Origin of the sequence: Nocardia abscessus NBRC 100374 (genome assembly GCF_000308455.1) — a bacterium.
GTDB lineage: Bacteria > Actinomycetota > Actinomycetes > Mycobacteriales > Mycobacteriaceae > Nocardia > Nocardia abscessus.
The window spans coordinates 102,357-117,690 of record NZ_BAFP01000064.1 but is presented as its reverse complement, the minus strand read 5'-3'; the positions used below and the strand labels follow the sequence as shown (position 1 = coordinate 117,690).

General features: G+C 68.9%; 15 protein-coding genes. 10 read left to right on the top strand and 5 right to left on the bottom strand.

The window, feature by feature from the left end:
- Positions 1-32: 32 nt before the first annotated feature.
- From ON19_RS12890 to ON19_RS12880, 3 genes are all read left to right on the top strand, one after another.
- Positions 33-1,697: a sulfatase-like hydrolase/transferase gene (locus tag ON19_RS12890; protein ID WP_051168807.1), complete on the top strand. Its 1,665-nt coding sequence runs from the start codon at positions 33-35 to the stop codon at positions 1,695-1,697.
- A gap of 154 nt (positions 1,698-1,851) precedes the next feature.
- Positions 1,852-3,303, top strand: a complete 1,452-nt coding sequence (locus ON19_RS12885; RefSeq protein ID WP_169334175.1) for an MFS transporter — start codon at positions 1,852-1,854, stop codon at positions 3,301-3,303.
- 208 nt (positions 3,304-3,511) lie between these two features.
- Positions 3,512-3,715 (top strand): hypothetical protein, encoded by a 204-nt coding sequence (locus ON19_RS12880; protein ID WP_043690595.1) that lies wholly within the window; start codon positions 3,512-3,514, stop codon positions 3,713-3,715.
- A gap of 376 nt (positions 3,716-4,091) precedes the next feature.
- Here ON19_RS12880 and ON19_RS12875 read toward each other — a convergent pair whose 3' ends face one another.
- The 5 genes from ON19_RS12875 to ON19_RS12855 form a co-directional block, all read right to left on the bottom strand.
- Positions 4,092-4,577 (bottom strand): glutathione peroxidase, encoded by a 486-nt coding sequence (locus ON19_RS12875; RefSeq protein WP_043690590.1) that lies wholly within the window; start codon positions 4,575-4,577, stop codon positions 4,092-4,094.
- A 104-nt stretch (positions 4,578-4,681) separates the two neighbouring features.
- A complete protein-coding gene (locus tag ON19_RS12870) occupies positions 4,682-6,274 on the bottom strand; it encodes a succinic semialdehyde dehydrogenase (protein WP_043690585.1) in 1,593 nt (530 codons plus the stop codon).
- 139 nt (positions 6,275-6,413) lie between these two features.
- Positions 6,414-6,611, bottom strand: coding sequence for a ferredoxin (locus tag ON19_RS12865; protein ID WP_043690582.1), 198 nt, complete (start codon positions 6,609-6,611; stop codon positions 6,414-6,416).
- 12 nt (positions 6,612-6,623) lie between these two features.
- Positions 6,624-7,430, bottom strand: a complete 807-nt coding sequence (locus ON19_RS12860; protein WP_043690580.1) for an SDR family oxidoreductase — start codon at positions 7,428-7,430, stop codon at positions 6,624-6,626.
- Positions 7,430-7,639, bottom strand: coding sequence for a hypothetical protein (locus tag ON19_RS12855; RefSeq protein ID WP_051168806.1), 210 nt, complete (start codon positions 7,637-7,639; stop codon positions 7,430-7,432). Before ON19_RS12855 ends, ON19_RS12860 begins: the two co-directional genes overlap by 1 nt.
- A gap of 297 nt (positions 7,640-7,936) precedes the next feature.
- Between ON19_RS12855 and ON19_RS12850 the strand changes: the two genes are divergently transcribed.
- From ON19_RS12850 to ON19_RS12820, 7 genes are all read left to right on the top strand, one after another.
- The gene (locus ON19_RS12850) at positions 7,937-9,406 is read left to right on the top strand and encodes an aldehyde dehydrogenase (protein ID WP_043690577.1); all 1,470 of its coding nucleotides are present in this window, start codon (positions 7,937-7,939) and stop codon (positions 9,404-9,406) included.
- Positions 9,407-9,447: 41 nt separating this feature from the next.
- Positions 9,448-10,200, top strand: coding sequence for an SDR family oxidoreductase (locus ON19_RS12845; protein WP_043690576.1), 753 nt, complete (start codon positions 9,448-9,450; stop codon positions 10,198-10,200).
- Positions 10,197-11,075, top strand: a complete 879-nt coding sequence (locus ON19_RS12840; RefSeq protein WP_043690573.1) for an NAD(P)-dependent oxidoreductase — start codon at positions 10,197-10,199, stop codon at positions 11,073-11,075. The genes ON19_RS12845 and ON19_RS12840 overlap by 4 nt, the downstream gene beginning before the upstream one ends.
- On the top strand, positions 11,072-11,476 hold the full coding sequence (locus ON19_RS12835; RefSeq protein ID WP_043690569.1) for a carboxymuconolactone decarboxylase family protein: 405 nt from the start codon (positions 11,072-11,074) through the stop codon (positions 11,474-11,476). The genes ON19_RS12840 and ON19_RS12835 overlap by 4 nt, the downstream gene beginning before the upstream one ends.
- Positions 11,477-11,490: 14 nt before the next feature.
- Positions 11,491-12,960: an FAD-dependent oxidoreductase gene (locus ON19_RS12830; protein ID WP_043690767.1), complete on the top strand. Its 1,470-nt coding sequence runs from the start codon at positions 11,491-11,493 to the stop codon at positions 12,958-12,960.
- A 33-nt stretch (positions 12,961-12,993) separates the two neighbouring features.
- On the top strand, positions 12,994-13,572 hold the full coding sequence (locus ON19_RS12825; protein WP_043690566.1) for a TetR/AcrR family transcriptional regulator: 579 nt from the start codon (positions 12,994-12,996) through the stop codon (positions 13,570-13,572).
- Between the two features lie 126 nt (positions 13,573-13,698).
- Positions 13,699-15,264, top strand: coding sequence for a GMC family oxidoreductase (locus ON19_RS12820; RefSeq protein WP_051168805.1), 1,566 nt, complete (start codon positions 13,699-13,701; stop codon positions 15,262-15,264).
- Positions 15,265-15,334 lie beyond the last annotated feature (70 nt).

The following is a 15,334-nucleotide window of genomic DNA, read 5'->3' as shown; positions in this document are numbered from 1 at the left end:
ACCGACGAACATCACTCATTCGTGGAGGAACATTGCCGAGCTCGTTCACTCGCAGGGGCTTTCTGACCAGTGCGGCCACCTCGGCGACGGCCGCGGCCGCCGTTTCGGCCGGCGCCACCCCGGGCAAAGCGCGGGCGGACACCGATCCGGACAAGCCGAACATCCTGGTGATCATCGTGGACGAGATGCGGACACCGGTCTGGTTTCCCGATCAGCAGACGCTGGACACCGTCTTGCCGAACATCGCGCGGATCCGCCACGGCAGTGTGTCGTTCGAGAATCACTACACCGCGGCCAACGACTGCACACCGGCGCGCGGTTGCTTACTGACCGGCCTCTACTCCCAGCAGACCGGCGTCATGGTCGTATCGGAGTCGACGTTGACACCGCTGTTCCCGACGTGGGGATCGATGTTGCGAAACCACGGCTACGACACCACATACTGGGGCAAATGGCATCTCGGCAGCTATCCGGATCGCACTCCCGGCGCGCTCGAGGCCTACGGCTTCCACGGCGGCACCTATCCGTCCCCCAACGGTGCACCCGGTCAAGGGCTGCAAGCGGATCCGAAGATCGTCGACCAATTCGCCGACTGGTTCCACAACGATTCCGGCGACGCTCCCTGGTGCACGACGGTGTCGCTGGTCAATCCGCACGACATCCAATGGTGGCCACGCTGGACCCGCCGCGACCAATTCAACGCCGACATCCCGCGGTGGATGAACGAGCTGCCACCCAACTTCGAATCACTCGAACAGCTGTCGAAGAAGCCCCGTTTGCAAATGGCGCTGGTGGAGGTCTCCGCGGTGGCGTTCGGGGCCGCGCCCTACGGCACACCCGAAGCGATGCATGCCTGGATCGATATGCGCAATCTGTACCTGTGGGCGCAGCAGCAGGTCGACATCCAGATCGGTCGCGTGCTCGACACTCTGTATTCCCGTCCCGACGTCGCGGCCAACACCGTCATCGTCTTCACCTCCGATCACGGCGATTACGCGGGTTCGCACGGCCTGCACGGAAAGGGCGGCGCCGCCTACGACGAGGCGCTGCGGGTTCCGCTCTACGTGCACGATCCACGCGGCTACCTCAGCCCCGTCGAGGGCACGAGCACCCGAGACCAGCTCACCTCCAGCGTCGACTTCACCCCGCTGCTGCTCACCATCGGCACCGGCGGCAATGGCTGGCGCAGCGACGGGCGCTACGAACACCTCACCGGGCGACTCGATATCGCCTCGCTCTGCCGCAACGCGGGCGCCGCTGGCAGGCCGTGGGTCGCGCACACCACCGACGAGTCCTCGATCGAGGAGGCCGCGATCCTGTTCAACCAGAACGCCCCCGGCCACGTCGCGATGGTGCGCACCGCGGACGCGAAGTTCGCCTCCTACTCCCAGTGGGTGCACGGCGCGATCCAGATCGATCCGGCGCGCGAGCAAGAGTTCGAACTCTACGACTACAGCACCGACGGTGGCCGCCTGGAACTCGACAACCAAGCTGCGACCGGAAACCCGTTGCGCGGTGAGATGGAAGCACTGCTCGACAACGTCATCCGCACCGAGATCCAGCAGCCGCTGCCGCCGTATCTGCGGGCCGCCCAAGAGGAAGGCATCGGCGACTACATCTCGGCGCAGACGAACATCCTGATCCAAGCCGAACGGATCGGCCACGCCCTGCTCGACGCCGTGCCGAAGCCGTCCTAGCTCCTACAGCAGGCGGCGCAGCTTCATGTCACTGGACACAGCGCCGGAAATGTATGCCCCGGTATACCGTTGTCGCGGGGCTCAGGCTGGTGCTGCCGGTACCAGTGTCAGCGGGCTCCTGTTACCGGTACCCGCCGCACCGCAAGCTCGGAGCATGACACAGACCATATCGCCGGGCGCCGCGTCGGCAACGACGTCCGCCGCCGCTCCGGCCGCGCCACCCGCCGCGCTGGGAGCGCGGCGTTCACTCGCCCTGCTCGCGGTCATCCTCACCGGCCAGTTCATGGCGGTACTCGACTCCTCCATCGTCAACGTGGCGATTCCCTCGATCCGCGGCTCGCTGCACACCACCGGCGCGGCCCTGCAACTGATCGTCGCCGGTTACGTCATCGCCTACGCCGTCCTGCTGGTCACCGGCGCCCGGCTCGGCGACCGGTTCACCCAGCGCCATGCGTTCATCGCCGGACTGGCGCTGTTCACCCTCGCCTCGCTGGCCTGCGGGCTGGCCTGGAACGAGATCTCGCTGATCGTCTTCCGGTTCGCCCAGGGCGTCGGCGCGGCGGCGATGGTGCCGCAGATCATGACGCTCATCCAGCGCACCTTCACCGGCGCGGCCCGCGCGCGGGCGCTGAGCGTCTACTCGGCCATCATCTCCGGTGGCATGGTCGCCGGACAGGTGCTCGGCGGCCTGATCGTCAACGCCGACCTGTTCGGCAGCGGCTGGCGGGGAGTGTTCCTGGTGAACGTGCCGATCGGCATCGCACTGCTGGTCGCGGCACCGCGCATTCTGCCGTCCTCGACCCAGCGTCTCGAGCGCAAGCTCGACCTGCCCGGGCTCGCCACGCTCACCGCCTCGGTGCTGCTGCTGGTGTTGCCCTTGGTGCTCGGGCGTGAGCTGGATTGGCCACTGTGGTCGTGGATCGCGTTGACCGCGAGCGTGTTCGGCTTCGTACTGTTCGTCGCCATCGAACGGATCGTCGCGCGCCGAGGCGGCGAACCGCTCTTCGCTCGGCAGGTACTGACCGCACCGGGCCTGGTGCCGGCCGCGGTCGCGCTGTTCGTGATCATGGCGACCTTCGGTGGCTGGATGTTCGTCATGGCGATCCATTTGCAGAGCACGCTCGGCTACAGCGCCCTGCACGCGGGTCTGCTGTTCGTCCCGCTCGGCGTGACCTTCGCCGTGGCCAGCCTGAACTGGGAGCGCATCCCGGATCGCTTCCACGCGATGATGATCCCGCTCGGGCTGGTCCTCGGCGCGGTGAGCATGGTCGCCCTCGGCGTACTGCTGCGCGACGGCGCCGAGGTCGGACCGCTCGCCCTGACCCTGCTCGGCCTGTGCGGCGTGGGCAACGGCATCGCGTTCAGTCCGCTCATGACCCGCACGCTGGCCAAGGTGCCGATGACCCTTGCCGCGGACGCGAGCGGCATCCTGGTGACCAACGTGCAACTGGGCATCGTGGTCGGCATCGCCACCTTCGGATCGCTGTTCCTCGGCCTCGCGGGCGGCACGGTGACCAGCGCGGCGAATGCCCTCGGCGGCACGGCGATCGCCGAGGGCGTCACGGTCCTGCTCGCCGCGGCTGTCGCGGCCCGCGCAGCGCGGTAGCGGCGGCCTTCGAATCAGCCCGACCCAAACCATGTGCCCACCTGCCGCCGCCACGCATGCTCGGAGAGGGTGCGCTGTCGGTGGCCCGAGCCGGATCGTGCCCGGCTCGGGCCACCGCTTACGGCGGCGGCGCCATGGTTTGTATGATCGCCTCCACCGAACGGCAGGTCGAATTGTCCCTTCCACCGACAAGCCCCGGTGATCAGCTTTGCGGCCCCTCCGCCCGTCCCAGCGTGTTCGGCACATCCACATCGAATCTGGCGCGCTCAGCCTGGACTACCGAGCCAGTGCCGAGCAAGCGCAGAACGTTGCCGACGAACTGACGCGATGCTTCCCGGAACTGGTGGTCACCGTCGATGACGACGTCCGTGCCGATCTGCCGCCGCTGCCCTGCGCCGGGCTGTGGGACTGAGCCCACTCAGCTCGCCATCAGGACCCGAGACCGAAAGGACACCCTATCCATGCCGTCTGTTTCTCAGCGGCCGAAGCATTTCGTTTTCGAGATCACCCCGAATGTGCCGCTGGCCTTACGGTTCCGGCTGCCGAGCCGCGACCCGACCAGCCGCTGCTGGATGCGGGACCGTTCCTGCAGGTGGCCTACGTGCTATTGATCGAGGACTGCGACTGAGTTGACGGCGTCGGTCGGTTGGGCTCTGTGGCACCGGGCAGAGCACTTCTCGAGGCTTCCGAACGGACTGGTGGCGTAGGAGTACCGCGCGAACGGCGGCAGGAACACGAACGGAGCCGCCGTTCCAAGTGGACGACGGCTCCGGTCTTTCGTAAAGAATTCAGAGTACGGCTTCGATCGCCGCGACCAATTCCGGCGCCTCGGGCGTGGTCCGCGGGCGGAAGCGGCCCGCGACTTTTCCATCTCGGTCGATCAGGAACTTCTCGAAGTTCCACTGGATGTCACCGGCGGTGCCCTCGGCGTCGGGGGTCTCCGCCAGGGTCTGGTAGAGGGCGTGGCGCTGGTCGCCGTTGACGTCGGTCTTCTCCAGCAAGGGGAAATCGACGCCGTAGGTGGTGGAACAGAACTGCTCGATCTCTTCCGCGGTGCCCGGCTCCTGGCCCATGAACTGGTTGCACGGCACGCCGACCACGCTGAAACCGCGCGGCCCGAAGGACTTGTGCAGTTCGACCAGACCGGAGTACTGCGGCGTCAGTCCGCATTTCGAGGCCACGTTGACCAGCAGGACGGCGCGGTCGCCGACCAGGTCGGCCAGCGTCGTCGGTTCGCCGGACAGCGTGCGTAGCGGAACTTCTCGAAGGCTCATACCTATGGACCTGCCCATTCTTGATACCGTGGATCCACCCCGACGGCCACGCTACCGGATCGACCGGGCCGGTGACCGTCGCAGGCGCCGCGAGGGAACCGCGCTCAGCGCAACCTGGTTCGGCGCATCAGCCGCAGTGAGGTCAGGGTCATCTTCAGCTGCTTGTCGTAGGGCTGCCCCGCCCGGGCGGCGAGCACCTGTTTCTTGAGCACGCCGACGTTCACCGTGTCGGTGTACTTCAGCAGGCCCTGGTCGCCGTGGCGGGTACCGACTCCGGACTGCTTCACCCCACCCGACGGCGTGCCTTTGGCGGCGTAGGTGGCGACGAAACCGTCGTTGATGTTGATATTGCCCGCTTGCAGCTGGGCGGCGATCCGCTCGGCGTGCGCGAAGTCCCGGGTCCACACACTCGCGTTCAAGCCGTAGTCGGTGGCGTTGGCCAGGCGCACCGCCTCCTGCTCGTCGTCGAACGTATACACGGTGACGACCGGGCCGAAGGTCTCCAGCGTCGCGTGGGTCATCTCGGGTGTCACGCCGGTCAGCACGGTGGCCTCGTAGAACGCGGGACCTACGTCGGGGCGCGCCTGCCCGCCGACGTGCACCGTGGCGCCTTTGGCCCGCGCGTCCTCGACGTGGGCGGCGACCCGTTCCAGATGCTGCGGCGACACGAGGGAGCCGAATTCCGGCGTGTAGTCGTAGGCGGCGCCGATCTTCCCGTTCAATTCGGCCGCGGCGGCGACCAACCGGCGCAGGAACTCGTCGTGGACGGAGCGGTGCACGTAGATCCGTTCGATGTGCATGCACGCCTGCCCCGAGTTGGCGAACGCCGCGAACACCGCGCCGGGGATCACCTCGTCCAGGTTCGCGTCGGCGAGCACGATCATCGGATTCTTGCCGCCCAGTTCCAGGCTGCACCCGATGAGGTTGCGGCCGGCCTGCTCGCCGACGATCCGGCCGGTGGCGGTGGAGCCGGTGAACATGACGAAGTCGACATTGTCGATCAGGGTCGGTCCGATGTCGGGTCCTTCCCCGCACACCACTTGGACCAGACCGCGGGGCAGCCCGGCGCGGTGCAGCAGCTCGACGCCGAAGAGCACGCACAGCGCGGTCTTGTTGTCCGGCTTCAGCACGACGCCGTTGCCCGCGATCAGCGCGGGCATGGCGTCGGACAGGGCGATGGCGAAGGGGAAGTTCCAGGGCGCGATCACCGCGACGAGCCCCTTGGGACGGTGCTGCTCGGTGGAGGTGGTCAGCAGCGGCATCGGGCCGCCGCGGCGCTTCGGCCGCAGCACCCGGCGTGCGGTCTTGAGGTAGTGGCTGATCACCATGGGCACGTCGCAGGATTCCTCGACGGCCATGCGACGAGTCTTGCCGCACCCGATCTGGATGAGGTCGGCGGTGGTCTCCACTTCGCCGAGCATCAGCTCGTGCAGCCGCTCGAACACGCGCAGCCGCTGCCGCAGCGGCAGCGCGGCCCACTCCGTCTGCGCGGCCCGGGCGGCGGCGCACGCGGTCCGGACGTCCTGCGGGGACGACTGCGGCAGCTCCCCGACCGGCGCGCCGCTGTAGACCTCGGTCATCTCGAACGGCGCCGCGCTACCGTCGGCGGCGACCAGGCCGGTCAGCCGGGCGATCAGCTCCCCGGTGATCCTGGCGGGCAGGGTGCCCTTCGCCTTGTCGGTGTGTGCTGTGCTCATCGGATCTTCTCCATGACGTCGGGCATCGCCGCAGGTGCCGGGCCGGACAGTGCGACTGAATTAGAACACGTTCCGGTTTTGGATTCATCGTATTCGCCCCGGCACGCCCTGCCTACCCGCCGCGCGCGGGGAATTCCGCTCACTCGTCCGCGGCGATCGACAACGCCTGGGTGGGGCAGTAGCGCACGGCGCGCTGCACGTCGGCCTGCGATCGCGGGTCCCCGGCGGCGTCGCGGATCTCCACTTTGCCGTGCTTGGGCACATGGAACGCCTCGGGCGCCTCGTCCTGGCACACGGCATGTCCCTGACACAGATCCAGATCGACCAGCACGCGCATCGTCGCACTTCCTTACTGGTCGCTCGGCGCCGCGTCGTCCGCGAGCGGACGCACCGGCGCCTCGGGTTGCACCTCGACCAGAACCAAGTGCGAGCCGCGCGGCGTGGACACCACCGCGACCACCGCGGCGGCCAGGTCGCTCGCGCGCAGCATGAACGGGTGCCTGGCGAACCCCCAGGCCTTCCAGTCCTCCAGCACCGGGCCGACGATCTCGGGCGTAGTGTCCATGCCCATGCCGGTCAGAGTAGGGCCCGGCCGGACCAGCGACAGGCGGATGCCGCTGCCCTCGAGCTCCATTCGCATCTGCGCTGCCATCGCTTCCAAGCCCGCCTTGGCGGCACTGTAGGCGCCGGTGCGCGGACGCGGTTCGGGCGCACAGTCCGAGCTGATCAGCACCACGTCGCCGCGTTGCCTGCGCAGCATGCCCGGCAGCACCCGGTGCACGAGACGCTGCGCGCCGACGAGATGGACCTGCACCTGGTGCACGAACCGTTCCGGATCCATCGCGTGCGCTTGACCGAACTCGATGTCTCCCGCACTGGACACCAGGATCTCGGTGGGGCCGAGCGCTTCTTCGGCGGCGCGCACGAACTCGTCGACCGAATCCGGCTCGGTGACGTCGAGGCGGTGGGCGAAGGCCGCACCGCCGTTGGCGCGAATCTTGTCCGCCAGCTCGGCGCACTGATCGACGCGGCGCGCGCCGAGCGCGACGGGGTGGCCGAGTTCGGCCAGGGCCACGGCGGTGGCTGCGCCGATTCCGGAGGAAGCGCCGGAGACGAGCGCCGGCCTGCGCTCGGGATGAGGGGCGAATCTTGGCATTATCGAGTCTCCACGGTGATGGGTAGGTGTGCGAAGTTACGCACATCGGACGAGTGAATACGTGCGATCCCGGATTCCAGGACGTCGTAGGACCGCACTCGCGACCTGAACTCGTACAGGGCGGCGGGCGCTTCCGGGCCTGCGAGGTGCGCACCGAGGCAGACGTGCGCTCGCGGATCGAATACCAGCGGCGCCACCGCAGTCGTCATCGCCCACACTCCGAAACCGATAACACGTTCCGCCTTGCGACATGGTGCTGCGGCGCAGGCAAAGACAGATAGCTGGACATGTGTCTGGACAGTACCACCGCACTTCGGTCCCGAACAATACTTCCGGACCACCAACCATTTCACCCGCCTGAGCCGAATGCAGGAGGGTGTCAAACGGGCCGCCCCGCCGCAGGACACAACCTCGGTGAAAGTGGCAGAGTTAGAACCTGTTATTGCCACAGATCACATTCCGAGACTATATTCCGTACACGTGTCCAGACAGTATCGGAGTAATCCATGAGCAGCCTTCTGCCCGCCGACGGGTCCCGCCTGCTGATCGGCGGCAAGCAGGTCGAGGGCGCCGACGGTGTCTTCGCGACGGTGAATCCCGCGACCGAGGAGGTCCTCGGCCTCGCCGCCGACGCGAACGCGGCCGATCTCGACGCGGCCGTCGACGCCGCGCGCACCGCGTTCGACGAGACGACCTGGTCGCGCGATCACGCCTTCCGCGCCCGCTGCCTCGAGCAGTTGCGCACCGCGCTGCAATCGCACGTCGAGGAGCTGCGCGAGATCACCATCGCCGAGGTCGGCGCCCCGCGGATGCTCACCGGCGGCCCGCAGCTGGAAGGCCCCGTGGCCGACCTCGGCTACTCGGCCGGGCTGGCCGAAACCTACGACTGGGAAACCGATCTGGGCGTGGCCGAGCCGATGGGCATCAAGACGCGCCGCGTGCTGCGGCGCGAGCCGATCGGCGTGGTCGGGGCGATCACGCCCTGGAACTTCCCGCATCAGATCAACTTCGCCAAGCTCGGCCCGGCGCTCGCCGCGGGGAACACCGTCGTGCTCAAACCGGCTCCCGACACCCCGTGGTGCGCGGCGGCAGTCGGCGCCATCATCGCCGAGGAGACCGATATCCCGGCCGGCGTCGTGAACATCGTGACCTCCGCCGACCACACGCTCGGCGCCCGGCTCACCGCGGACCCGCGCGTCGACATGATCAGTTTCACCGGGTCCACCGCCACCGGCCGCGCCGTCATGACGGGCGCGGCGGCGACGCTGAAGAAGGCATTTCTCGAACTGGGCGGGAAATCGGCGTTCATCATGCTCGATGACGCCGACATCGCCGCGGCCTGCTCGGTGGCGGCGTTCTCGGTGTGCGTGCACGCCGGACAAGGATGCGCTCTGTCCACCCGACTGCTGGTCCCCCGGGCCGCCTACGACCGAGCGGTGCAGGCGGCCGCCGCCACGCTGGGCGGGATCAGGCCGGGCGATCCCGCCGACCCGCGCACCATCTGCGGGCCGCTGATCTCCGAACGGCAGCGCGCCAGGGTCGAACGTTATCTCGACATCGCGCGCACCGAAGGCGGGCGGATCGTGGTCGGCGGCGGCAGGCCGGCCCAGCACGAGCGCGGGTTCTTCATCGAACCGACCCTGATCGCGGACGTCCCCAACAGCGCGACGGTCGCCCGCGAGGAGATCTTCGGCCCGGTGCTGGTGATCATCCCGCACGACGGTGACGCGGACGCCGTCCGCATCGCCAACGACTCCCCCTACGGCCTCTCCGGTTCGGTGTGGGGAACCGACCCCGAACGCATCCGGCGCGTCACCGAAGGCGTGCGCACCGGGACGCTGAGCGTCAACGGCGGCGTCTGGTACTCCGCCGACGTCCCGTTCGGCGGCTACAAGCAATCCGGCCTCGGCCGCGAAATGGGCGTCGCCGGATTCGAGGAGTACCTCGAGACCAAAGTCATCGCCTCCCCGGCCTGATTCCGCCGCGGGACAACGACAACACAGAGGAGCTGAACCTCATGGCCCGTTTCACGGGAAGATCCGCCATCGTCACCGGTGCCGCCCAGGGCATCGGCGCGGCCTACGCGCAGGCGCTGGCCGCCGAGGGCGCGAACGTCGTCGTCGCCGACAAGAACGCCGAGGGCGGCGCGGCGGTCGTCGAGAAGATCGTCGCCGACGGCGGCACCGCGGTGTTCGGTCAGGTCGACGTGTCCGATCCCGAATCCGCCACCGAGCTGGCCGATTTCACCGTCGCCGAGTTCGGCGGCATCGACCACCTGGTGAACAATGCCGCCATCTACGGCGAGATGAAGCTGAACCTGCTGCTGACCGTGCCGTGGGATTACTACAAGAAGTTCATGAGCGTGAACATGGACGGCGCGCTCACGATGACCCGCGCCGTCTGGCCGCACATGTCCAAGCGCGGCAGCGGATCGATCGTCAACCAGTCCTCCACGGCCGCGTGGCTGTATTCCAGCTTCTACGGCCTGGCGAAGGTCGGCATCAACGGGCTCACCCAGCAACTGGCCTTCGAACTCGGCGGGTCGAACATCCGCGTCAACGCCATCGCGCCCGGTCCGATCGACACCGACGCCACCAAAGCGGTCACCCCCGACGTGATCGTCGACGACATCGTCAAACGCCTGCCGCTCAAGCGGATGGGCACCCCGCAGGACTTGGTCGGCGCCTGCCTGTTCCTGCTGTCGGATGAGGCGAGCTGGGTCACCGGGCAGATCTTCAACGTCGACGGCGGACAGATCGTGCGGTCATGAGCCCCCGCATCGGATTCCTCGGCCTCGGCAATATGGGCGCGCCGATGGCCAAGCGCCTGCTGGAATGGCCGGGCGGGCTGGCGGTGTGTGACATGCGGGCCGAAGCGGTCGAGCCGTTTTTGGCGGCCGGGGCCGACGCGGTCACCTCGGCCGCCGAACTGGCCAGGCAGGCCGCGGTCATCTCGATCACCGTGGTGAACGACGCCCAGGTCCGCGAGGTGATCACGGGTCCGGAAGGCGTCTTGCGGACCGCCGCGCCGGGCACCGTGATCGCCGTGCACTCCACGATCGGTGATCGCACAGCCGAAGAACTCGGCGCTGTCTGCGCGGACCGTGGCGTCGAACTGGTGGACGCGCCCATCAGCGGCGGCGCGGCCGGTGCGACACGCGGTGCGCTCGCGGTCATGGTCGGCGGCAGCGAGGCGGCCTTCGAGCAGGTGCGCGAACCGTTCGGCTGCTTCGCCGATCTGATCGTGCACGCCGGGCCGATCGGCGCGGGCACGCGCATGAAACTGGCACGCAACCTGCTGCACTTCGTCTCTTTCACCGCGGCCACCGAGGCGCAGCGCCTGGCCGAGGCGGCCGGTCTCGACCTCACCGCGCTCGGCAAGGTGGTGCGGCACTCCGACGCGGTCACCGGCGGGCCCGGCGCCATCATGCTGCGCGACACCACCGCCCCGATCCAGGACGGCGACTTCTGGCTGCCGATCCTGCGGCACGTGCGCGACCTCGGCGAGAAAGACCTGAGTCTCGCCCTGGAACTGGGTGAACGGCTCGGCACCGCGCTGCCACTGGCCCAATCGGCCCTCGACCGGCTCGGCCCCGGACTCGGCGTCGGGACGGGCACCTCCGCATCGGAAAGGCAATCATCATGAGCGACAACGGTTCCGGCGAGACCGTGCGGCAGCGCGGTCTGGCCAAGATGGCCGAGGTGTACGGCACGGAGTTCCAGGACTACCCCGGCCCCCACTTCGCGCTGACCTCCGACCATCTCTTCGCCGAGATCTGGTCGCGGCCCGGCCTCACCATCCGAGACCGCAGGCTGCTGCTGCTCGGGGCGTTGGCGGCGCAGGGCGCCATCGACACCGCGGGCATCCAGATCGGGGCCGCACTGCGCAACGGCGAACTCACCGAAGAACAGCTGCACGAGATCGCGGTGTTCCTGTGCTACTACGTGGGTTGGCCGAACGGCACCAAACTCGACCTGCTGGTGGGCACGATTGTCGCGCAGCAGAAGAAGGCCGCCCGCGCGCAGTCCGCGCCCGCCGAACAGTGAAGGATCCGTTGACCATGTCTGACGCCACCACCATTCGCCCCTTGCGCGCGAGCCGAGTCGAGACCTGGGACCACCGTGCCGACGTGGTCGTCGCCGGATACGGCATCGCCGGGGTCTGCGCCGCCATCGAAGCCGCCCGCGCGGGCGCGGACGTGCTGGTTCTCGAGCGCACCGGCGGCTGGGGTGGCGCCGCCGCCCTGGCGGGCGGATTCATCTACCTCGGCGGCGGCACACCGCTGCAGCAGGCCCTCGGCTTCGAGGACACACCGGAGAACATGGAGACCTTCCTGCTCGCGGCGCTCGGTCCCGGCGTGGACAAGGCGAAGATCGCCGACTACTGCCGCGGCAGCGTCGAGCACTTCAACTGGCTGATGTCCTGCGGTGTGCCGTTCCGCGAGGCGTTCTGGGGCGAGCCCGGCTGGGAACCGCCGCACGACGAGGGACTGATGTACTCCGGCGGCGAGAACGCCGCGCCCTTCAACACGATCGCCGAACCCGCTCCGCGCGGCCATGTTCCGCAGATGGCCGACAAGCGCACCGGGGAGAAGGGCGGCGGCTACATGCTGATGAAGCCGCTGGCCGACACCGCGGAAGCGCTGGGCGTCCGCGCCGAATACGACATCCGGATCGCGCGGCTGATCGTGGACGACGACGATCGCGTCGTCGGCGTGCTGGCCCGCCGCTACGGCAAGCAGATCGCCATCCGCGCCGAGCGCGGCGTCGTGCTGGCCACCGGCAGCTTCGCCTATCACAAGGAGATGATCGAAGCCTACGCGCCGCGGCTGATCGGCAGGCCCGGCGCCGCGATCGAGGAGCACGACGGCATCGGCATCCGGCTGGCGCAGGCGCTCGGCGCGGAGCTGGCCCACATGGACGCGACCGAGGTGGCGTTCTTCGGAGACCCGCAGCTGCTGGCGCGCGGCATCCTGGTCAACGGGCGCGGCCAGCGCTACATCCCCGAGGACACCTACCCCGGCCGGATCGGGCAGGCCACGCTGATCCAGCAGGACAACCAGGCGTACCTGGTGATCGATGAGGCGGCGTACGAGGAGGCGCTGACGACCGAGACCTCCACCCCGTTCTTCCGCCAGCCCCCGACCTGGGTGGCGGAGACGATCGCCGAACTGGAAGCCGAGATGGGCCTGCCCGGCCAGGCGTTGCAGGCCACCGTGGAGTGCTACAACCTGCACGCCGCCGACGGCGCGGACCCGTTGCTGGGCAAGAAGCCGGAATGGGTGCGCCCGTTGCGCGGACCGGTGGCGGCGTTCGACATGCGCGGCTTCACCGCGGGTTTCACCCTCGGCGGACTGCGCACCGACCTCGATTCCCGGGTGCTGCACGTCTCCGGCGAGCCGATCCCCGGGCTGTTCGCGGCCGGACGGTGCACCTCCGGTCTGTGCGCGGGCGGCTACGTCAGCGGCGCGTCGCTGGGCGACGGCAGCTTCTACGGGCGCCGGGCCGGCATCGCGGCGGCCAAGAACTGAACCGCTCCGACCCACCTAGTAGGATCCAGACACATGTCCGAACCCGATTCCGTCATTCTCGAGGCGACCCGCCGCAGGCTCTCCGGTAAACAGGCCGACACGGTCGACAAGCTGACCCGCTCGGCGGTGGAAGTGCTTGCGCGGGAAGGTTTCGCGGGCATGACCATCCGGATGGTCGCCGCGGCGGCCGGCGTCGGGACGGCCACGGCGTACACGTACTTCTCCTCCAAGGAGCACTTGGTCGCGGAGATCTTCTGGCGGCGGTTGGTCGCGTCGCCGTCGCCGGTCAGCGAGGACGAGGACCCGACGGTCCGGGTCCTCGCCGAACTGCGGAACATCGCGATGCTGGTGGCCGACGAGCAGGAGCTCTCCGGCGCGGTCACCAGCGCCCTGCTCGGCCGCGACCCCGACGTGGAGCATCTGCGCAGCCGGATCGGGGCCGAGATCCGCAAGCGCATCATCCGTGCCCTCGCCCCGGAGCCCGACCCGGACGTGGTCGAATCGCTGGAATTGCTGTACGCGGGCGCGCTGGTGCGCGCGGGCATGGGCTACGGGTCCTACTCCGAGATCGCCGATCGCATCGAGACCTCCGCGCTGCTGATCCTGCGGTAGCTCGGACGACGCCGGACGACTTCGTGCCGGTTAACCGAAACCGGGCCACGCGGCGCGCGCTTGCTCGTATCTTTGCCGTAGTCGGTGCAGATCGGAGTGGGAAAAGTGCAACCTGGTGAGCTTTCCGTGGACTACGTCGTCGTCGGCTCGGGATCGGCGGGCGCGGTGGTGGCCGAGCGGCTCAGCGCCGATCCGGGCACCACGGTGGCGCTGCTGGAAGCGGGCCCGCCGGACAAGAACAAGTTCGCGCACATTCCCGCCGGGTTCGCGAAACTCTTCCGCTCCGAGGTGGACTGGGATTACCTCACCCAGCCGCAGCCGGAACTGAAGAACCGCGAGATCTACTGGCCGCGCGGCAAGATGTTCGGCGGCTCGTCCTCGATGAACGCCATGATGTGGGTACGCGGATTCCGGGCGGACTACGACGAGTGGGCGCTGCTGGCGGGTGCGGAGTGGGGCTTCGCCGCGGCCGTCGAGCAGTTCCGCCGCATCGAGCGCGTGGAGAACGCCCAGTACCCCGACGAAGGCACCGAGGGTCCGCTGCACGTTTCCCGGCAGCGCAGCCCGCGCGGCCTCACCGCCGCCTATCTGGCCGCGGTCGAGGAGGCGGGATACCAGGTCGAGCCGCCGAACCGGCCGCAGCCGGACGGGTTCAGCGAGACCATGGTGACCCAGCGCGCGGGTCGCCGCTGGAGCACCGCCGACGCCTACCTGCGGCCCGCCCTGCGCAGGCCGAACCTCACGGTGCGCAGCGAGGCGCTGGCCACCCGGGTGCTGTTCGAGGGCACGCGTGCCGTCGGCGTGGAATACCGCCGAGGCGGTGGCACGCACACGGTGACCGCGCGGCGCGAGGTCGTGCTGTGCGGCGGTGCGATCAACAGCCCGCAACTGCTGATGCTCTCGGGCATCGGCGACCGGGACGAACTGGCCCGCCACGGCATCGAGGTGCGCCACCACGCGCCGGAGGTGGGAGCGAATCTGCAGGACCATCTGGTCGCGGGCCTGGGCTACGGCGTCGCGGGCGACTCGCTGTTCGGCGCCGAGAAGCCGCGCCAGCTGCTGGCCTACCTGCTCCGCCATCGCGGCATGCTCACCTCGAACGTCGGTGAGGCCTACGGGTTCGTGCGCAGCAGGCCGGACCTGGAGTTCCCCGATCTGGAGCTGGTCTTCGCGCCCGCGCCGTTCTACTACGAGGGACTCCAGGACCCGACCGAACACGGCGTCATCCTGGCAACGGTGCTGCTGCGGCCGCAGAGCCGGGGACGGATCGCCCTGTCCGGCCCGGACCCGTCCGCCAAGCCGGTCATCGATCCTCGCTACCTGTCCGACAGCGCGGGTGCCGACCGCGCCGCGATCATGGCCGGACTGCGCGTATGCGCCGCCATCGCCGCCAAGCCCTCGATGAAGGCGGTGCTCGGCCCGCTGATCTACCCGCCGCAGGCGCCCGCGGAACCGGAAGCCGTGCTGGAACTGACGCTCAACTCCTACGCGCACACGCTCTACCACCCGGTCGGCACCTGCCGCATGGGCACCGACGCCACCAGTGTCGTGACGCCCCGGCTGGAAGTACGTGGCGTGCAGGGACTCCGAGTGGCCGACGCCTCGGTGATGCCGCTCATCATCCGCGGCCACACGCACGCGCCCGCGGTGTTCATCGGCGAGCAGGCGGCCAAGTTCATCCTTGCGGGCTAGGAGTCCGCCCTCCGATGCGGCCGGGGGTTCGCTTGAACCCCGCGACCGGCGTCGTAGCCCGCACGAGTGC

What these genes read in the sequence shown, in the direction of transcription:
- ON19_RS12860 (WP_043690580.1), bottom strand. Translation starts at nt 7,430, where the DNA reads ATGCCAAGATTCGCCCCTCATCCCGAGCGCAGGCCGGCGCTCGTCTCC.
- ON19_RS12830 (WP_043690767.1), top strand. Translation starts at nt 11,491, where the DNA reads ATGTCTGACGCCACCACCATTCGCCCCTTGCGCGCGAGCCGAGTCGAG.
- ON19_RS12845 (WP_043690576.1), top strand. Translation starts at nt 9,448, where the DNA reads ATGGCCCGTTTCACGGGAAGATCCGCCATCGTCACCGGTGCCGCCCAG.
- ON19_RS12840 (WP_043690573.1), top strand. Translation starts at nt 10,197, where the DNA reads ATGAGCCCCCGCATCGGATTCCTCGGCCTCGGCAATATGGGCGCGCCG.
- ON19_RS12865 (WP_043690582.1), bottom strand. Translation starts at nt 6,611, where the DNA reads ATGCGCGTGCTGGTCGATCTGGATCTGTGTCAGGGACATGCCGTGTGC.
- ON19_RS12870 (WP_043690585.1), bottom strand. Translation starts at nt 6,274, where the DNA reads ATGAGCACAGCACACACCGACAAGGCGAAGGGCACCCTGCCCGCCAGG.
- ON19_RS12825 (WP_043690566.1), top strand. Translation starts at nt 12,994, where the DNA reads ATGTCCGAACCCGATTCCGTCATTCTCGAGGCGACCCGCCGCAGGCTC.
- ON19_RS12855 (WP_051168806.1), bottom strand. Translation starts at nt 7,639, where the DNA reads ATGACGACTGCGGTGGCGCCGCTGGTATTCGATCCGCGAGCGCACGTC.
- ON19_RS12835 (WP_043690569.1), top strand. Translation starts at nt 11,072, where the DNA reads ATGAGCGACAACGGTTCCGGCGAGACCGTGCGGCAGCGCGGTCTGGCC.
- ON19_RS12885 (WP_169334175.1), top strand. Translation starts at nt 1,852, where the DNA reads ATGACACAGACCATATCGCCGGGCGCCGCGTCGGCAACGACGTCCGCC.
- ON19_RS12875 (WP_043690590.1), bottom strand. Translation starts at nt 4,577, where the DNA reads ATGAGCCTTCGAGAAGTTCCGCTACGCACGCTGTCCGGCGAACCGACG.
- ON19_RS12850 (WP_043690577.1), top strand. Translation starts at nt 7,937, where the DNA reads ATGAGCAGCCTTCTGCCCGCCGACGGGTCCCGCCTGCTGATCGGCGGC.